An 18708-nucleotide genomic window follows, 5' to 3' on the forward strand; every position below is an offset into this window, starting at 1 on the left:
CGCTAATGAATATTATCTCCTATAATATCTATTTGTAGTAAAACTTTCATATTTTAACATAAAGAGTAACAGATGAAATATCCTCAACAATTAGAATTTTGTTTTGAAGATGCTGTAATAAATACCACAAAAGATAAATCTATTGCAATACCTGACATCATATCCGAGGAATCTCCCAAAGATACTAAACAGTTTGAAATATTTGAAAAAAAACTTGAAACAGTCCCGTTTATTAAAAAAGTGTCTATAAAACATATAGGTAAGAAAATAGAAATTAACATTAAATATTATAAGGGGAAAGACAAAACTTATTGGGCTTTCCCTTCTCTTTTGAACGCCAACAATGAAGAATTTGAAGTTATAAAAGGAATATTTACTCAAAAACACATACATTCTTCTCTCTCTACACCAATAATAAAAAAATATTTAATTTCTCGTCCCTGTCATTGGAAATTAAACTGGATACCTCAGGGAAAATATTATCATCTAGAACATTATTTTAATGAACTCAATCATAAATATTTTATGGGAAAATTGAATAACAAGATTTACTGGTCTAAAAGGAAATTTTCATCGAATAAAAGAAAAAATATCGGCAGATTTTGTTTGGGTTTTTTTTGTAAAGGTTGTTCGCAAATATTTATCAGTCCTTTACTTGATTCCATGAAAATACCTAATATGATATTAGAAGTAATTGTATATCATGAGATGGTTCATGCATATCTTTTTAATGAAGTTCCTTCCTGTAATAAATCACACGGCAAAGAATTTAAAAAACTGTATTTGCAACATCCCTATGTAAATGAAGTAGAAAAGATTCTTAAAACACATGAAATTTATAAAGTGCTAAAAAAAGAGGCTACTCAAAAAAATTCATAGGTTAATTTTAATAATGAAATATAAATTTGTACTATCTGTTATTATTTTACTTTCAATGATTGGTAGCGTCTATGGAGGATATAAAACTACAAGGTTTCTTTTTGCTAATTATGCCCAGCCTTTTTCTATACCTGCGGAAGAATTAAAAGATTACGAGGATTTGTGGATATCCGTATCAATTTTATGTGATATTCTGACAGAATATAATAAGCGTATGAAGGAAAGAGGGAGTAATTTTGTTTTGAAAGAGAGGGACTGGATAGTTCATACAGCCCAGCCGACGCTTCAAAAAATTAAGGAAAAATTATTGGAAAAAAAATATTCAAAAAGCCAACGCCAAGAAAAGGCAGAGATATTATTTAGACAATTCCAATATTTATGTGAGCGAATAAATACTATGTTTCAATTCCCCGGGGATGATGCATTAAAAAAAGCAGTTTTTGCTGATTTTTATCAATATCTTCAGTTAATGAATGAATATATAGAACAGAGGAAACTCCAGAAACTTATTCCTATAAGTAGAGTTATGGTAAGATTTCAAAAAATGTTATAGATTATGGAAGTCTTTATATGTAACGAATTTAAGTAATAATTGTATTTCTATGTAAAGAGAATATATATGGAATAACGAATGACAAAACCATCTGATAATAAAGCATTTGATAATACTCCCCGTTCTTCCTATTCGGATGAAGCACTAATGTCGCTTCTTGCCCGTGGAGAGGAGATGGCTTTAACAGAACTCGTTCAGCGGTATCAGAACGAAGTGTTTCGTTTCTGTTACCATTATCTACGGGATATAGAAATGGCAAAAGATGCTGTCCAGGAAGTGTTTTTGCGCCTTTATATTGCAAGAGACCGCTATGATAACGAAAAAAGTTTCAAGCCATGGATATTATGTATTGCCAGAAATTTATGTCTGAACGAATTGAAACGACAAAAATTAGTGCATTTTGAAACCTTTGAAGGATATGTTGAAAATCAGAATCGTGAGAACAAGGGAGAAAAGGAAGGAATAGAGGCTCCTAAAACATTAACACCGTTTGAGCAACTTATAATAAAGGAAAAACAGAAAATTTTGTGGGAAGAACTAAATGACCTACCCGAAGAAGCAAGAGAAATTGTCGTGTTGCGATATTTTGAACAGTTACATGCAAGAGATATAGCCCAAATAATGGGTTCTACAGAAGGAGCCGTACGAACGAGGCTTCACAGGGTTTTGAAATACTTGAAAGAGCGTCTGGATGCAAGGGGTGATTTTAATGAGTAGCGAATGTGAGAAATATAGAAATCTGATTTTAGAAAATCTTGAAAATAATTGTGAAGAGATTTATTTGCCAGAACATATCCATCTTTGTCCTTCCTGTTTAAATTTCTATAAAGGTGTGCAACAACTAAAAAACAATCTGGAAGCACTTGGACTTGTAATTAAAGAGGCAATTCCCAAAATAGATATTAGTGAAAATATAAAAAATGAGTTAAAAAAGATAAAGAATGGTGAAATAGTGGTTCGGGAAATTATAGAGCGAGAAGATAATATCCCGGAACTGGCAGAATGGCATTCCTACATTGAAAATGAAATGGATGAGGTAGCACGATATCGTTGCGAATTAAAAATGGAAAAATCTTCCTATGTAAAACAAGAAATAGAAGATTTAATAAATATCCACCATGCAATAGATGAAATAGGTAGTGTTTGGGAATGTCCTGAATTAGATGAAGATTTGATGCCCCGTATTATGGAGAAAATTCAGGAATATAAGTTATTCGCATCGGTAGAAAAAAGTTACAGTGAAATAGATGCCATCAAAGAAGAACTCTATAACCTTTCTCGAGTAGTTTCGGATTCTATTCAAGATATAGACCTTACCCTTAAAGTTACAAAAAAGGCGAGAGAGATTTCGCAAGAACAACCTAAAAAAGACAAATTACCTCAAAATATAGTTAGCATTCGTTCTGTTCGGGAAGAAAAAGAAGACAAGAAATATTCTTTCAAAAACTATGCTATTCCTATTGCTGTTGCGGCTGTTTTATGTCTTACTCTTGTAGGTGTTTATCTAAATAACTATTTTACTCAAGTTGCTGAAATTAAGCAGGTTCAAGTTGCTACGGGTGATTTAGGAAAAGACAGAGAATCTTCAAGGACGGATTTTTATGAAAAAACGCAACCTTTTTATATGAATGATAATTTGTCTTCCGAAGAAAAAGAACCAAATACAGAAAAGAGAACAAGAAATAGAAAAAATAATTATGCCGAAGGGTTATTAAGTAATTGGACAAAACAGTTGAAAGATAATGCATTAACAAATGCAGGTAAATTAATGAGGATGGGAGTTTGGGCGACTCTGACACCAGAAGAAGCCCGTGAATTACTTCAAAAATCAGGACTTTCGCCCGAATCCGTGTTGGGTGCTATTCAGTTTCTTCCCCCAGATGAAGCACGGGTTGTTCTTCAGGCAGCCATAGACAACAATCCTAATGACGCTTATTTAAGATATGCAATGGTCCAAACTTTGAGGAAGATGGATAATGTGTCTGAAGATGAATTGTATGCACATTTGACAACATGGAGCCAATTAGACCCGGGAAATGCTCTTCCTCATTTCATAGAAGCAGAGTTATATTTTCAGAATGGAGAAAAGGATAAAGCACTGACTTGTGTTACCGATGCGGGAAATACCTCTAATTACAATTCTTACGCGACAATAACGGCAAAAGCATATATGGAAGCATTATTGGCAAAAGGTGTAGACCCGGAAACAGCAAAACTATTGGCGTCCGCATCTATGGGACTTCATGAAGTTCAAACAATAGAGGAAATTGCGCAAACTTTAATGGATTACGGAAGGGCTTATGAAGAAGCAGGAGATTATAATACGGCCTTATTGATATATGAAGCCTTACGAAGTCTGGGAATTAAGGTGGATATGAGCTCTGCTTTAATTCAAGAGAGATTGGCAGGCTTAAAATATACTCAGGAGGCTATTAACGCTATGTTCCGACTGATGAATACTACAAACTCACTTTCAGATGCGCAATCTCTCATTGACTTTACCCAAACCCTTAGTGAAATGATAACTAATTACAATTTAGCAATGGATAGTTTTTATAATCTGTTTGATAGTTCAGACCCTACCGAAATCCTTCGAATATTGAACCTTTACCTTTCCAACGGGAATGTCTCTATTCCTGTCAGTCCAAATAATAGATAATCACCTAAGATTTTATGTATGGGGATAGCGCATATTAGGTCCCGTATAAATCTGGCGGGGACGATGTATCCTTGTATCCGGGTCGTTTCTCATTTCTAACCAATGGGCAATCCAGCCCGGTATCCTGCCTAATGAAAATAAAACGGTAAACATAGGAGTGGGAATGCCCATAGCACGGTAAAGTATTCCACTATAAAAATCAATATTGGGATATAGTTTCCTTTCGATAAAATACTCATCATTTAAGGCTACTTCTTCAAGATTCTTGGCAATTTCTAACAGCGGGTCATTTATTCCCATTTCCGCAAAAATAGCATCCACGGCACCTTTTAACAATTTTGCCCTTGGGTCATAATTTTTATATACACGATGCCCAAAACCCATAAGTCTGAAATCAGAGTCCTTTTTCTTTGCTAATTCAACATATTTTTTATAGTTTGCTCCATCTTTATAAATCATGTCTAACATTCTTAATACAGCTTCATTAGCACCACCATGCAAACGACCCCATAAAGCACTGATACCGGCAGAAATACTTACATAAAGATTTGCCATAGAACTACCTACCATACGAACTGTAGATGTGCTGCAATTCTGTTCATGGTCAACATGTAAGATAAGGAGCAAATCAAGAGCCTTTTCAAAAACTTTAGGAACAACATATTCTTCCGCAGGGGAAGCAAACATCATACGAAGAAAATTGGCACAATAAGAATGGTCTGTTTTAGGGTATATGTAAGGTTCACCAATAGATTTTTTATACGAAAAAGCGGCAATTGTTTTTGCCTGACCGATAATTCGAACAATAATATTATTTATATCCTCTTTTTCATAATTTGGGTAAAACGATGGCATAGCCGCTATCATAGAACTCAAAATACTCATGGGATGTGCATCAAAAGGGAAAAATGAAAAGAAGTTAACCATGCCTTGATGGATAAAACTATTTAATGTAAGTTGTCTTCTCCATTCTTTGGCTTGTTCAGGAGTTGGTAAATCACCATAAATCAGTAAATAAGCAATCTGAGAAAAAGGAAATTTTCCTGCAAGACTTTCTATAGGATAGCCTCGATACCTTAAAATTCCATTATCACCATCAATATAAGTAATACCACTTTTACAAGAACCAGTATTTGCATAACCCGGGTCGTATGTTAGGGCTCCTGTTGTATCTCTTAATTTTCGTATATCTATCCCGATTTCGTTTTCTGTACCTTCAAACACAGGGAGTTCGTATTCTTTTCCTCGAAGGATTAATTTACATGTTTCTGTCATAATTTTTCCCTTTCATTATAATTTTATTCAGTAATTATTGCATTAAGTTTTTTATAAAATATTTAATTTTTGATGTTAAATTTTCGATTGATTATTGATAAAATTTGTTTCATTTCTTTGATATTTAATGCCCAGGCGCTTACCAAATATGTCAGGGAACAAACCAACCCTGTAACGCAAATATAAAGACTTAATTCTATCACTCCATTTACATTTTTTTTGTTAAAAAGTAAGTTTACCAAAAAGAACATACAAATTACAATAAAAATTGAAATCCCGTATTTCAATATATCCAATAAATACTTTTCATTAACAAGGTTTCCTACTTTGAAACTGATAAGAGTAAGTAAGATGAAAAAGTTTGTCCAGAAGGATATTGTTGTGGCTATAACCAAACCAGAATAGTCTAAAGGTCTAACCAAAAGAATATTTAAGATAATATTTAGTATCATGCTAAAAGATGAAGTAATAACCGGGATGGTTGTATTGTTCATAGCATAAAAGCCCTGAGCCAATACTTTTACACCCGAAAAACCAATTACCCCAATTGAATAGATAAAAATCGCATTGGCTGTTTTCTGAGTTAATTCCTCTCCAAAATGTCCTCTTTCAAATAATAATTGAACGATAGGTTTTCCGAGAAGCATTAGCATGACCATAGCGGGTAATATCATGAATAAAGTTTGTAAAAGTCCTTCCTGTAAAGCCTCTCGAATTTTTTGATGTTCTTTATTAGCAAAATAACGAGATAACTCTGGTAGAATGGATACTGAAACTGCCGTACCGAAAATAGCCAGGGGTAGTTGTATTAACCGATTTGCATAAAAAAGAGCAGAAACCGTTCCTTCGGACAAAGAATACGAAAAAAAACTATCAACCAGTTTATTAACTTCTCCTGCTGCCTGTCCAAAGATTACAGGGATGAGTAAAATAAAGGCTTTTTTCACTTCTCTTTGTTTCCAGTCTGTAGTAAAGCCTAAACTTCCTAATTTTTTCCGTGCTTCAAAATATAACATTCCTGCTTGTAGTATTCCCCCTAACCAAAGACCAATCACCAGAGCCCATATTATATTTATGGCGAAAAAATAAGGGATAAAAACAGAAACAATTAAAGCAATATTAAGTAATGCAGGAGTTATTCCCGGTGTTTTATAATCTCCCAGAACAAATAGGGGAGCCATCATAAAAACAGCAATTCCTATCCAGAAAAGGTAAGGAAAGGTCCATTGCAAAACACGAACGGTTAATTGGAGTTGTTCTTCTGATTTTGGTAATTCTTGGGTTAATGTGCTTAATGACCCTAATAATTGTGGAACAAATGGCATAAGTAGGACACCTACTAAAGATACTACCAGAAGAATTAAAAACATGATGGAAAAAAGAGAACGAACCAAGTGTTTCATGGCATCTCTACCATGAGTCTCATCACATTCAGAGAGGATAGGGACAAAAGAAGCATTAACCGCACCTTCACCTAATAAGTCTCTAAATATATTGGGTAATCGAAACGCAAAAAGAAATGTATCTCTTGAAAAATCAGGGACAAACCAGCCTATTAAAATATCCCTGACTAATCCTAACATTCGACTTAACATAGTTCCCCCGGCAAAAATCAAAGCATACTTCCACCTTGAAATAGATGTTTTATCCGTTTGTTCCGTTTTCATTTGAAATTCTTCTTTTCTTTAAGAGAAGTAAAATGTAAATAATAAGTCCAGAAAGGCTTAAAAATAACGAAATCAAATCGGGATTAAAAGGCAACATATACTTGGATGGTTGTGGAACCTTATAAATTCCCCCTGAACGCAATCGGATACCAATTTCTGGATAATCCGACATGGGTTCATATACAAGAGTTTTATTTTTACCGATAATTGTATTTGCTGGAAAGAATGAACCAGATGGTGTGAACAATCCCGATATACCCGTATTCGTGCAATGTATAATAGGAAGTCGCGTTTCAATAGCACGCATTCGGCATATTTCTAACTCCTGGCTTAGTGCATTTGTTGCTCCGAACCATGACAAATTTGTTAAAACGGCTATAAGATTTGCCCCCTGTTTTCTTAAATTGTAAGCCATATTACTAAACAACACTTCAAAGCAGATAAGAGGTCCAACAGTTAATTGCTCATTGATGGTAAATACCTTTTGTTCTTTACCAGCAGTTACATCATAAGGTAGAATACTTCGTAAGAAAGGGAGAAATTGAGATAAAGGTAGATATTCTCCAAAGGGTGCTAAATGGACTTTATCATAAAAGTTTACAACTTCCCCTTCTGTATTTACCCAGATACAGGAATTATAATCATTTCCCTCTGAATCCATTCTTGTTGTGCCCGTAATAAGATGTAGTGATTTTTCACGGGTGAAGTTTTGGATTAAGGTTAATATTTCTTTATCTTTATAATCAGACATAATCAGTGCCTCAGGCCAGAAAATAACCTGAACATTTTTATTTTCAATCAGACTGTTCGTATACTGAATAGTCCATCGAACCATATCCTCGTACCATATAGGGTCAAACTTCATTTCTTGAGGAAAACAAGGTTGTACAATGGCTACATGGATATCATATTCTTTTTGATTTTTTGTATTTGCTAAAAGGTAGGAACCCAAGAAATGGACTAAAAATAGAATAGCTACTGCGTGAAATAAATACTTCCATCTTCCTTGTTTGCTTAAAATTGTAAATGAGATAAGCATATTTACAGTCAGGATAAAAAAGGAAAGAAGCGGGACACTTCCTATGGCTACCCATTGAGAAAAATAAATATCAGGGCCCTGGCTATAACCCAAATTGCACCAACCGAAACCTGTTAAGGCATGTCCCTGTACCCATTCCATTCCTACCCAGAGAAGTCCCGAAGTATATACTTTTGAAATAACCGATATATTTTTTCCATATTTTGAAAATCCGTAACCATATATAGCCCATAAAATAGAAAGACCTGCTGATAGGCACTGATACCCAATGAATGCAGGACCACCAACCCAAAACATATTTGTGATAAGCCAATTAAGAGTAAGCGAATGGAAAACCCATCCACTTATAAAGAAATATAATGATACCTTTGACAAACTTTGTTCAGGAATTACGATAACAAATAAAGGAACAAAAGCAATCCATATTAAGAAATAAAGATGAAATTTAGGAAAACATAAAAACAGAGTAATCCCTGTTAAAATAGAAAGGGAAAAAGGGTTCTTTATTATTTTTTTAATTTTTTGAATAAAAAATGGAATCTTATTCATGGGTAATTTTGATTAGTATGCTGTTAAATAAGATAAATTTTTTGTAAGTATACAACATATTATCAGAATAGGATTGGTTTTTTCAGACTGTAAATTATAAATCGTCCTGCATGGCTTTAATTTCTTCTTCAATTCGGTCTTTGTTTTGCCATTTATCACCTCGTTTTTCCCAGAACCGAATTGCACTTGACCCTTCTTCCGAAAGTGTTCGCAGGTCAACTACTGTAGGTTGGACAAATATAAGGAGGTGGGTGATATCTGATTGGGCTCTTCGGGAACGGAAAGGAATTCCCAATAAGGGAAGTTTTCCAATTCCCGGAACACGATTTTCAGATTTTCGAATATTACGGCTGGAGAGTCCTCCGATGACCAGAGTTTGACCGTTAGGAACGACGACAAAACCTGTTTGAGAACGTTTTGAGAATACAGGTAAATCAATTCCTCTGAGACGGTCAATGCGGCTAATATCGGTAACATCTAATTGTTTAATTTCCAGTTGTATCATGTTATTGGGTAATATGGTTGGGACTAATTCTAAATTTACTCCTATATCTCGCCATGCAACACTTAGATTGGGGACAGCAGATTTTGTAATTGATTGATAAGGGATTTGACCACCGGCTTTAATTACAGCAGGAGTTCCATTCGTCACTAAAATCTCGGGTTTGGAGATAAGGTCAACATCGGATTTCGTTTCCAATGCACGAAAAACCCCATCTAATGTTCCATAATCCCATGTAAGTAGACTGAATGTTAAACCTCCTCCTTGTAGAGATTGTATTCCGGGAAGTGATGCGTTTTCATCTCTTCGGATAGGTTTTTCACTGAAATCGGGATTTTTGTAAGGAACTGCGAAAGGCGGTTGAGAAGGATTTGCAGATGGCGCAGGTAAGGTAACAGAAGAAAAGTCCTGAGAAAAATCGGTTGTGTTTGTAGTTATTTGGGGAATTTTTAAATGTTCATTTTCTTTTTCTCTATAAAAACGGACAAAATTTAAATTGGTTCCTAATCTTCTCATTCCGTTTTCATTAGTTTCACTAATCCATACTTGAACCTGCACCTGACGGATATCCACAGGTGGAGGGGGCGTTGGAGGTGGTGGAGGAGCAGCAGGTTGTTGTTCGGCAGGGGCTGGAGCAGCAGGAGCGGGTGCAGGTTGTTGGGCGTCCTGTGCAAAGAGATGAGTTGTAAAAAATAAAAAAAGTGGTAATATAAAAAATATCATGAAATATATGTATGTAAAATATCTATTTTTCATTTTTTATTAATCCCTTTATCCAGGTCGGATTCCACTCCATTTTCATCTTTTTTAATTTGAACACCTGTTATTCCTTCGGCTATACCTTCGGGTATTTCCTTCAGTCCTCCTAAAACATTTGTAATGATTTCAGTGGGTGAAATTTTTGTGGATTTCTTTTCTTCTTCCGAGGTGAAGCCATACTGGTCTGCTACGGTATATGAGGGTCTCCATAATTCTGCTTTTAATAAAAATACAAGTTCTCTTCTCCCTTCATCTTTTTTCTTATTACCTATCCCCTGAGTTAAGGGTATTTCAGGTGCCTTAAAAGGTGTAACTCTTTGAATTAAACCATTGGCTAATTCCTCTCCCTGTATGAGCCAAGGAACAGAAGAAGATGTTCTTGTTCGGGTATTTCGATACAGTCCTCCTAAAATTAACACCTGTCCATGTCGAACCCAGATAGTAGTAGTAATACTACGAGAAATAAATTCGGGGACACTGATTGTGTTTGCAGTATTTCCTGCAACAGACACATTGAGGCGTTGTCCTTCTTCCGTAATTGCTGCGGTAATTGTTAATTGAATGTAAATATCCTCTGTTGTTCTTGGGTCTCCATCATCATCAATGACCTTATTTGCCTGAACGCTTAAATTGACGCCTGTGGGTTTAAATTCGGTTACTTGTTGTGTAACTACACCAACGACAATCGTATTTTCATAGGGTATTTCTTGAACCGTTTGTATTACAGTAGGGGCTGCAGCACCTACCGGAACTAATGCTTTGGGACGGGATAAAATGAAGGCTCGGTTTTGACTTACCAATGCTTGAAGTACCGCTTCAAAATCGCCCCATTTGCTTGTCATTCTATCCAGAAAAACGGTTATGGTTGGAGATTGTGTCGTTGGAAAAGTTAAGTCTCCGGTTGTAATGGCTGGATTTCCTAAGGATACTCTACCATAAGGACGCGGGTCTGTTTTTTGACGGAAGTAACCAGAAAGTCCTGTTTCACTCCCAATATGTGTTTGGAATTCAATGATTTTAACAGATACATTTATCTGTTGAGGTGCCGGATTTTGAGCTAAAGAATTAAAAGTCACGGTTAAAAAACAGATAACGAAGAAAAAAAGATATACCCTATATTTTTTGACATTAAAAATATTTCTTTTCAATAAATGATACATATATTTTCTGAGTGAGTTTTGTTTCATTTTATTCATCATAATAAGCCATATAATCATAATGGTCTATATTTTCTATATTATCAAAGTTTGTGAATTGAGCACTAAATGGTTTAATTTGCCCTGAATTTAAGTTTCCGAGTGAAATAGTTCGTGTGTCGTAAACTATCCCGCTAAATCCATAGATAGTTAACTGAACAGTTACATTTCGCAATGTTCTTGAACTACGATTTCGAACCTGCCCAGATACATTGTAAATATGATGTTTGAAGTCACTCGACCAGCCTAATGAACGACCACTTCGGAAAGAAGTTACATTAAAGAAAATAATAGGATTTTTTTCCGCTTCGCGTTTGAGTGCTTCTTGTGGTGTTAATATTATAATTTCACCATTTGCTCCTTTTTCAAGCCTACTGGAAATAACAGGGTGAGACCAATAATTGGAATCTAAAGAAATTATAGATTTGTATAGATTTCCCGCCTTAGAAAAATCTTGATTTATCCAATACCAATTGGCTAACTGTAACATAGTATCAATATTTTTTGGCTCTTGCTGTAATTTTTGTTCAAGAGTCCGAATCTGGTTTTCTATTGTATCTACCTTTTCAATTTGGTGTATTGGTGAGCCTATCAATGTCCCTATTTGTTTACGGGAATGTTCAGCATAAATGCCCTTAGGTGCTATTTGTAAGTATTTAATATAATAATTTAAAGCATTTTGAGGACTTCCTAATTCTTGATATACAACTCCCAAGAAATAATAAGCAGTAGTATCTTTCTCTCCACTTTCTACAACCGATAATAATTTAGGAAGAGCCTGAGCAAACTGTCCTTTTTCGATTAATTGCTGAGCCATTTTTATTTCTGAAAAGGTTGTATTTGTGTTGTAAAGATTTCTATGACTTAAATCTAAAGAATCCTTATCTCGTTTTGTGAAAGGGTTTCCTTGACAGCTGCTTAGATATAAAAGGAGGGTTAATCCTACTATTGTTTTATAAAAATTTGCCATGCATTACCTTTTTTATCTATATATAGAAAAAAACAATTATTTAATATTATAGACTTTGCAATATTATCTTTTAGCAAGTCGTTCTAAGACTTTGGATGTAATATCTTCTGCAGGAATTTGTTCACCAGTGTTTTGCCAATAATTAAATTCTGCCACAAGGTCGAACTGGCTTTCTTGAGCAACCTCTTGTATTGTTTTTACTGCCCGTTCACTGGCTTTGCTTAACATTATCCAGTATTTTGCTGTGCCTGCCTCTATTTTCCTTTCTTTAATACCTGTAAATTCTGGTGTTGCTTGAATAACTTCTTCAAATTTAACCAGACCCGGTTTATTAAATTTGGAGGCAGTTCCCCAAAAGATTTTCTGCTCATCTACCTTATCAGGGGATAAAGATAATGGGTCGGCTAACGCCCATACATTACTGCACAGAAGGGCGAGGCTTATTATTAAAGCTGTGCTTATCCGCATATTATTCTCCTTTCCTTATGTGCATGTTCTTATTTTAAATTTGTTTTACTAATTTACCAATATTAAACTATACTTATTTAATCTTTCTTCATATATAAAAAGTTTCATTTCTTTTGAAAAAAATTAAAAAATTTTTTTAAAAAATACAATATGTTGAGTATCGTTCTGTTTATAGTATATATATAGTATATCTTAGATTCAAGAAAAAACATAAGAAAGATACAAATAAACACAAAAATGGAACATAAGATTTATGACAATATAGTTTTTTCCATTTCCTGTACTTTTCAATAGGACTACTGGAGATAGATGTTTTATCATGTATAAGACGAAGTGAAATTCAAGTTATATCTAATAGGATTGTATAATATCATAGTAGATTATTCGTTTAATGATAGTTGTTTGTATTAAAATGGTGATAAATATTTTAATATCAAAAAAGGATAAAATATGGATTATAAGTTCTGCAGATTTTTTGTTTATGCTTTATTAGTTGGACTATTATTTTGCCTTTCCCCGTTTCCCTCTTATGGGGATGAAACAGGTGATGAATATTCTGCCTTTCGGTTGTTAAATAAATCAGTTATACCTGGAAAAAATATTTCATTGGAAATTTCTTTTGGTAATTTAATGGAAAAAGAAGGAGAATCATTAGTTCCTCTTATATGTGAGATAGAGGCTAAACATAGTTATTCTTATGTTGTTGCCTCTCTTGATATTTCAGAGGGAAAAGATAAAGAAACTCAAGTTCCTATTAATACTACTCAGACGGTTTCTTTAGTAAAGGGATATAATCGTATTCTATTTCTGTTACCTCTTCGAAAATTGAAAGATGGTATCTATTATGGAATTTTGCAGGTTAAATATACCACAGAGGAAAAACCTGCTATTGTTGAGTTCCAGATGGAGAAAATATCTTCTCAGGGACTGAAAGAGCAATTAAATGTTGTATCTCAAGAGGTTGATAATATTTTATCCTTAATTAAAGATAGAAGGGGTGATAAGGCTGTTGAACTTAGTTTAGTAAAAAATTTATTATCACAAGCCCAAAATGAATTTAACAATAAACATTGGGAAGATTTGTCAGATACACTGAATATATTGCAAGAGCAAATTTCGAAGGTAAAAGTTTCGCTTTCGGAAAATAGTGAAACAGTTCCTGCCCAACAAAAAGATAACCTATCTTTATCAATTACTGCTGAAGGCGTATTTTCAGGCAAAAAACCTGCAAATGTGATAGGGCTATATTTGAATGAACCAACAATAGATAATGCGAAAATGGTTATAGACTATGCAATTCCTGTGGTAGTTTTCCCAATTACACTGGATAAATTATTCCCGACGGAGACAGGAGAAGAATTTTTATCCGAAGATATTACAGGAGTATTGAATTATTTATTTGAGAATAAAGTTTATGTTTTAGTTCAGATGGTTCAGGAACAACTTCCCCCGTGGTTTTATGAAAAGAACCCGGACATACATAAAGATAGTTTTGTAGATTTATCTCAAAGGACTGTGTGGGACTTAATTGAAAAGGGATATAAGAAAATAATCAATTATTGTAAAGAAAAGCCATTTTTCCTTGGAATGAGTTTAGTAATTGAGCCCAAATTTAAATTTGATGGAGATTTAGTGCGTCAGTCGTTTATTGAATGGGTTAAGGTCAATTATCCGGACAGACAAACATTAAATCAGGTCTGGCATGCACATTTAGCGAATTATGATGAAATCACCATTTGGGATGAGGTCGCTCCTCATTGGAGTTATCAAAATCGAAGAGCCTATCAATACGATTGGCAGAATTTTCATCGCGAAATGATTTCCAATTTGTGTAAAGGGGTATTAGAGCAATTCCGCTCATACTCATCCAATATCCCTGTTTCAATTACCTTTCCATCAAAAGTTTTTGAATTAGATGAGACCCAATTTACCCCTAACCGTGAACAAATGATTCCTTATCTGGATTTTATTTCTATGAATGTTTCATACAGCACAGAAGATACCGTATATGCTCAAGGATATCCTGACCCTACAGTAGATATTATCTGGATGCGTTCTGTGTCTAAGGGGAAACCCATTGTTATATCCTGTGCTGATTTAAATTTCAAGGAAGGTATGACAAATTCTGAGAAATATAAACATACACGAAGTTTCTTATGGGAAATGGTATTAGCAGGGGCACAAATTGTTGCTGTTAATGTTGTAGGGGATTTGAGGGATAATGTAGAAATATGGAAAGCTATTAACGATACAAACTTTTTGTTTTCTAAAATTAGTTCGGAACTTAGACAATTCCAATTATCAAAATCAACAGTGCGTGTTTTGTTTAGTGATTCCTCTAAAATTTTAGATGGAGGGGCGCCTCATTTAAAATCGGCAAGGTTTGCTTATGAGGGTAGTTCCTTTGCAGGGTACGATGTATGTTTTGCAACAGAGAAGGAAATAGAATCGGGGATATTACAGGATACAAAAGTCCTCATTATGCCTCAAACATTATCTCTGGAAGATGATGTTTTCAATATGATTACGGATTTTATTCGTAATGGGAGTTATGTGATTCGCGTAGGAACACAGATTCCCTATGACCCCAAAGGAATGTCTCGTCGGGATGTAGTTCAACCTACCAGTAATACGGTGCTGGTGCGTGGAATGAATCTTCCAACAGAATACCTTCAAGGTATGGATGCCGTAATTTCTAAGAAGGCTTTAGCATCTATTCCGAGACCTGTAAACAAAGTCGGATATCCGTTGGAAGGAGTGAAGTCAAGATTTATCCCTACGGAAGATGGAGGAGGGTATTTATATTTGCTTAATTTAAGGAAAGAGGATGTTCTCTGCCGACTCACAGGATATTTACAGAAAGGTCTTAATTTGATGGACAACACAGAGGTTGAATTTCCAAAAGATTTACAACCCTTAGAATTAATGTTTGTAAAATTGGTTCCGCCAAACTATGAGAAAATTGTTCAAACAGAACCATCGCCTACAGAGAAAGTAGAAAAGAAAAAGCATAAATAAAGGAAAAAACAGCTTTGACAGGAACAGAAACAGGAACTACTTCACCATTCTCTCAAAATGTTATTGCTATAGTGTGGGATTTTGATTTTACATTAACCCCTAAAAATATGCAGGTGCCTCTTTTTACTGCTTACGGAGTAAATGAGGAAAAATTCTGGAAGGAAGTAAATGCTTTACCAGCCTACTATAAAAAGGCAGGGGTGCGGGTATCCGAAGAAACTGCTTATCTATGGCATATTATTTCTTATATACAGGCAGGGAAATTTCCCGATTTGACCAATCGGAAACTACGAGAATTGGGAAAAAAGATAGAGTTTTATCCCGGGTTACCCGAGTTTTTTCCAATGATTCAGCAGTTGTTAGAGAGAGAACCTTTTACAGAATATGATTTGAAGGTAGAACATTATATTGTAAGTAGCGGTTTAACAGAGATGATACGCGGGTCAAAGATTGCCCCGTATATTTCAGGGGTATGGGCTTGTGAATTTATAGAAGTGCCGGCAGGTCCTGATGAGGACTTTTCCCAAAATCCCAAGAGTGGATTAATTAGTCAAGTCGGGTATATTATTGACCACACTACAAAAACGAGGGCTTTATTTGAAATAAACAAGGGAGTTAATAAAGTGGAAGGAATTAGTGTTAACGATTCTATTCCCGAAAATGCAAGACGAGTTCCATTCAAAAATATGATTTATGTAGGTGATGGACCAAGCGATATCCCTTGTTTTTCTGTAGTGCAAAAACATGGTGGTTTGACTTATGCCGTCTATCCTAAAGGAAATGAATATAAATATCAACAGGTTATTGACCTTCTGGAATCAAAGAGAATAGACGCATACGGACCTGCGGATTATCGGGAAGATAGTGAAACTGTTCTCTGGATGCGAAAAAAAGTATTAAGTATTGCCCAACGGATTATTGATGAAAAGAAAAGTGCTTTATATTCACAAATAAAATCAGGTCCTAAACATACCAGTTAGTAAGTAAGATTTTTCCACTTACTTTGTTTTTTTACTCCAAATACCGGGGATAGATGTGTTGCAATAAGGGCATTTCCCGTCAGAGAGTTTATTAGAGTAAATAGAAAATCCTATTCGTTCGATAAGTAATTCATTGCAATGGGGGCAGTATGTATTTTCCATTGTTTTAACGGAACCAGGACGGTTACCCACATAAACAAAGTGTAATCCTGCTTCTTTTGCTATTTTATAGGCTTTTTCTAATTGATATGTGCTGGTAGGGAAACTGTCATTCATTTTGTAATTAGGATAAAAACCTGTTACATGCCATGGAATATTGGGATTTGTTTTTGCTATGAATTTTGTTAATTCATGTAGTTCTTCATCACTATCATTGAAACCCGGAACTAACAGGGTAACTATTTCTACCCAATAGTCTAATTCCATAAGTTTTTCAATGGTTGAGCATACAACCGAAAGTTTTCCACCTAATTTGTCATAATTTTTTTGCTGGAAGGTTTTCAGATCTACCTTGAATAATTGCATAACCGGTCGTAAAAATTTTAATACCCTTTCAGAAGCATGTCCATTGCTCACATATCCGCAAATAATCCCTTTTTCTTTTGCCAGAGAAAAAATTTCGTAAGCCCAATCGCTTGTTATAAGAGGTTCGTTGTAAGTGCTAACCATTACCGGACAATGATGTTTTAATGCGAGTTCTACTATAGTGGTTGATGAGATAGGTTCAAAACGAATAAGTGAATTAGGGTCGCGGAGGGTTTGACTGCTTAACCAGTTTTGGCAAAAGGGACAGTGAAAATTGCATCCTAACATGCCAAAGGAAAGAGCCGTTTCACCCGGGAGCACATGAAAAAAAGGTTTTTTTTCGATGGGGTCAATGGCCAGACCTGCTACATAATTGTAAGGGGCATAAAGGACACCCTCTTTATTAAATCTTAATTTGCAGATACCTGTTTTCCCCGGAGAAATAAGGCATTGATGTCCACAGGAATAACAACGGACTTTGTCCTTTTCCAATTGCTCATAGAGTTCCTGATGGGCTGGTCTTGAATATTGCTCTTTTAATATCTGTTCAGCATTTTCCATAGTTATCTATTCAAATATGTAAATTTTATCTTACTAATTATTGTATATCTCCTATGCCAGGGGTTTCATCAAAAAAAACAAATTTTTCTTCTATTTTTGAATATTCTGTCGATTCGGGAAGAGGTTCTTTAGGAATAGTTATTACAGGCCAAATTTTGGAATATCTTGCATTAAGAGAAATATAATGTTTCCATTTATCAGGGACATTCTTTTCAGGATATATTGCATGAACGGGACAAGGGTCAACACATGCTCCACAATCAATACAATCATCGGGGTCTATTACCAGCATATTTGCCCCTTCATGAAAACAGATAACAGGACAGTTACGGAGGCATTCTGTATATTTGCATTTAATACACGGTTCGGTTACGACATAAGCCATATCAATCCCTTTATTTTTATGATATATTATATAACGGTTTATTATTCATTTGAACAAGAAATAAAGGAAAGGAAAGGGATATGGTGTTTCAGAAAAATCATGTAGTAGAAACGAAAAAGTATGGTCAGATGACAGACCTAACACCATGGGTACAATTGGCTGTAGAGGAGTCCCAATTAAGAAATGGAATAGTAAATGTGTTTAATGTGGGGAGCACAGCCTGTATTGGAACAATAGAATTTGAGCCGGGATTGATGGAAGATTTGCCGGAACAACTTTCGCGATTATTTCCACCGGGGCGTCATTATGCTCATGAACAAACATGGCATGATGGGAATGGACATTCTCATTTGCAAGCAACTTTAATGGGTCCCGGAATTACAGTTCCATTTAAAGATAAAAAACTTGTATTAGGAGTATGGCAGCAGATATTTCATCTGGAATGTGATATAAAGCCTCGAAAAAGGGATATTGTGATTACAGTAATGGGTGAGTAGTTTTGGGATAAGAAGACGAATAGATATAAAAATGTTTATTGTCCCTATACATTTCTTTTTTATATAATTTTAACCTGTCGCCCCGATAGTTCAGTGGATAGAACAAGTCCCTCCTAAGGATTAGACCCGCGTTCGATTCGCGGTCGGGGCGCCATTTTTTTTTGGGGGAAGGTATGATTATTTATTTCTTCCAAGCAAAATGGTATGATAATAGTAAAAATTTTAC

At 34.9% G+C, this 18708-nt stretch carries 16 protein-coding genes and 1 tRNA gene; 8 read left to right on the forward strand and 9 right to left on the reverse strand.

Translation table 11 applies throughout. From position 1 onward, the window contains the following. Window positions 1-72: 72 nt before the first annotated feature. From PLA12_02920 to PLA12_02935, 4 genes are all read left to right on the forward strand, one after another. Window positions 73-879 (forward strand): SprT-like domain-containing protein, encoded by an 807-nt coding sequence (locus PLA12_02920; protein HOQ31444.1) that lies wholly within the window; start codon window positions 73-75, stop codon window positions 877-879. Window positions 880-892: 13 nt separating this feature from the next. Then, complete coding sequence (locus tag PLA12_02925; GenBank protein HOQ31445.1) at window positions 893-1432, forward strand: hypothetical protein; 540 nt, start codon at window positions 893-895, stop codon at window positions 1430-1432. A 78-nt stretch (window positions 1433-1510) separates the two neighbouring features. Then, entirely contained in the window at window positions 1511-2149 is a 639-nt protein-coding gene (locus tag PLA12_02930; GenBank protein ID HOQ31446.1) for an RNA polymerase sigma factor, read from the forward strand. Then, complete coding sequence (locus PLA12_02935) at window positions 2142-4091, forward strand: hypothetical protein (protein ID HOQ31447.1); 1950 nt, start codon at window positions 2142-2144, stop codon at window positions 4089-4091. The genes PLA12_02930 and PLA12_02935 overlap by 8 nt, the downstream gene beginning before the upstream one ends. Before the next feature lie 12 nt (window positions 4092-4103). Here the strand turns inward: PLA12_02935 and PLA12_02940 are convergent, their stop codons facing one another. From PLA12_02940 to PLA12_02970, 7 genes are all read right to left on the reverse strand, one after another. Continuing rightward, the gene (locus PLA12_02940; GenBank protein HOQ31448.1) at window positions 4104-5366 is read right to left on the reverse strand and encodes a citrate synthase; all 1263 of its coding nucleotides are present in this window, start codon (window positions 5364-5366) and stop codon (window positions 4104-4106) included. Between the two features lie 62 nt (window positions 5367-5428). Then, complete coding sequence (gene murJ, locus PLA12_02945) at window positions 5429-7033, reverse strand: murein biosynthesis integral membrane protein MurJ (protein HOQ31449.1); 1605 nt, start codon at window positions 7031-7033, stop codon at window positions 5429-5431. Continuing rightward, window positions 7011-8621, reverse strand: a complete 1611-nt coding sequence (gene lnt, locus PLA12_02950) for an apolipoprotein N-acyltransferase (GenBank protein HOQ31450.1) — start codon at window positions 8619-8621, stop codon at window positions 7011-7013. Before lnt ends, murJ begins: the two co-directional genes overlap by 23 nt. Window positions 8622-8715: 94 nt before the next feature. Then, window positions 8716-9879: a type II and III secretion system protein gene (locus tag PLA12_02955; protein ID HOQ31451.1), complete on the reverse strand. Its 1164-nt coding sequence runs from the start codon at window positions 9877-9879 to the stop codon at window positions 8716-8718. Beyond that, window positions 9876-10958 (reverse strand): hypothetical protein, encoded by a 1083-nt coding sequence (locus PLA12_02960; protein ID HOQ31452.1) that lies wholly within the window; start codon window positions 10956-10958, stop codon window positions 9876-9878. The genes PLA12_02955 and PLA12_02960 overlap by 4 nt, the downstream gene beginning before the upstream one ends. A 112-nt stretch (window positions 10959-11070) precedes the next feature. Then, the gene (locus tag PLA12_02965; protein ID HOQ31453.1) at window positions 11071-12048 is read right to left on the reverse strand and encodes an FxLYD domain-containing protein; all 978 of its coding nucleotides are present in this window, start codon (window positions 12046-12048) and stop codon (window positions 11071-11073) included. 63 nt (window positions 12049-12111) lie between these two features. Further along, the gene (locus tag PLA12_02970) at window positions 12112-12516 is read right to left on the reverse strand and encodes a hypothetical protein (GenBank protein ID HOQ31454.1); all 405 of its coding nucleotides are present in this window, start codon (window positions 12514-12516) and stop codon (window positions 12112-12114) included. Between the two features lie 450 nt (window positions 12517-12966). On the opposite strand from PLA12_02970, the gene PLA12_02975 reads away from it, so the two are divergent. After that, entirely contained in the window at window positions 12967-15534 is a 2568-nt protein-coding gene (locus tag PLA12_02975) for a beta-galactosidase (protein HOQ31455.1), read from the forward strand. Between the two features lie 14 nt (window positions 15535-15548). Beyond that, a complete protein-coding gene (locus PLA12_02980) occupies window positions 15549-16514 on the forward strand; it encodes an HAD family hydrolase (GenBank protein HOQ31456.1) in 966 nt (321 codons plus the stop codon). Window positions 16515-16532: 18 nt separating this feature from the next. Here PLA12_02980 and amrS read toward each other — a convergent pair whose 3' ends face one another. After that, complete coding sequence (gene amrS, locus PLA12_02985; protein ID HOQ31457.1) at window positions 16533-17600, reverse strand: AmmeMemoRadiSam system radical SAM enzyme; 1068 nt, start codon at window positions 17598-17600, stop codon at window positions 16533-16535. 37 nt (window positions 17601-17637) lie between these two features. Continuing rightward, window positions 17638-17985: a DUF3470 domain-containing protein gene (locus PLA12_02990; GenBank protein HOQ31458.1), complete on the reverse strand. Its 348-nt coding sequence runs from the start codon at window positions 17983-17985 to the stop codon at window positions 17638-17640. Between the two features lie 80 nt (window positions 17986-18065). On the opposite strand from PLA12_02990, the gene PLA12_02995 reads away from it, so the two are divergent. Then, window positions 18066-18482: a secondary thiamine-phosphate synthase enzyme YjbQ gene (locus tag PLA12_02995; protein HOQ31459.1), complete on the forward strand. Its 417-nt coding sequence runs from the start codon at window positions 18066-18068 to the stop codon at window positions 18480-18482. 79 nt (window positions 18483-18561) lie between these two features. Continuing rightward, a tRNA-Arg gene (locus PLA12_03000) sits at window positions 18562-18636 on the forward strand. Window positions 18637-18708 lie beyond the last annotated feature (72 nt).

The sequence above is a fragment of the Candidatus Hydrogenedens sp. genome (genome assembly GCA_035378955.1).
Lineage (GTDB): Bacteria > Hydrogenedentota > Hydrogenedentia > Hydrogenedentales > Hydrogenedentaceae > Hydrogenedens.

Coding starts and splice junctions, on each gene's coding strand:
- PLA12_02970 (HOQ31454.1), bottom strand. CDS start 12,516: ATGCGGATAAGCACAGCTTTAATAATAAGCCTCGCCCTTCTGTGCAGT.
- PLA12_02930 (HOQ31446.1), top strand. CDS start 1,511: ATGACAAAACCATCTGATAATAAAGCATTTGATAATACTCCCCGTTCT.
- PLA12_02975 (HOQ31455.1), top strand. CDS start 12,967: ATGGATTATAAGTTCTGCAGATTTTTTGTTTATGCTTTATTAGTTGGA.
- PLA12_02940 (HOQ31448.1), bottom strand. CDS start 5,366: ATGACAGAAACATGTAAATTAATCCTTCGAGGAAAAGAATACGAACTC.
- PLA12_02920 (HOQ31444.1), top strand. CDS start 73: ATGAAATATCCTCAACAATTAGAATTTTGTTTTGAAGATGCTGTAATA.
- PLA12_02925 (HOQ31445.1), top strand. CDS start 893: ATGAAATATAAATTTGTACTATCTGTTATTATTTTACTTTCAATGATT.
- PLA12_02955 (HOQ31451.1), bottom strand. CDS start 9,879: ATGAAAAATAGATATTTTACATACATATATTTCATGATATTTTTTATA.
- PLA12_02990 (HOQ31458.1), bottom strand. CDS start 17,985: ATGGCTTATGTCGTAACCGAACCGTGTATTAAATGCAAATATACAGAA.
- PLA12_02995 (HOQ31459.1), top strand. CDS start 18,066: ATGGTGTTTCAGAAAAATCATGTAGTAGAAACGAAAAAGTATGGTCAG.
- PLA12_02965 (HOQ31453.1), bottom strand. CDS start 12,048: ATGGCAAATTTTTATAAAACAATAGTAGGATTAACCCTCCTTTTATAT.
- murJ (HOQ31449.1), bottom strand. CDS start 7,033: ATGAAAACGGAACAAACGGATAAAACATCTATTTCAAGGTGGAAGTAT.
- lnt (HOQ31450.1), bottom strand. CDS start 8,621: ATGAATAAGATTCCATTTTTTATTCAAAAAATTAAAAAAATAATAAAG.
- amrS (HOQ31457.1), bottom strand. CDS start 17,600: ATGGAAAATGCTGAACAGATATTAAAAGAGCAATATTCAAGACCAGCC.
- PLA12_02935 (HOQ31447.1), top strand. CDS start 2,142: ATGAGTAGCGAATGTGAGAAATATAGAAATCTGATTTTAGAAAATCTT.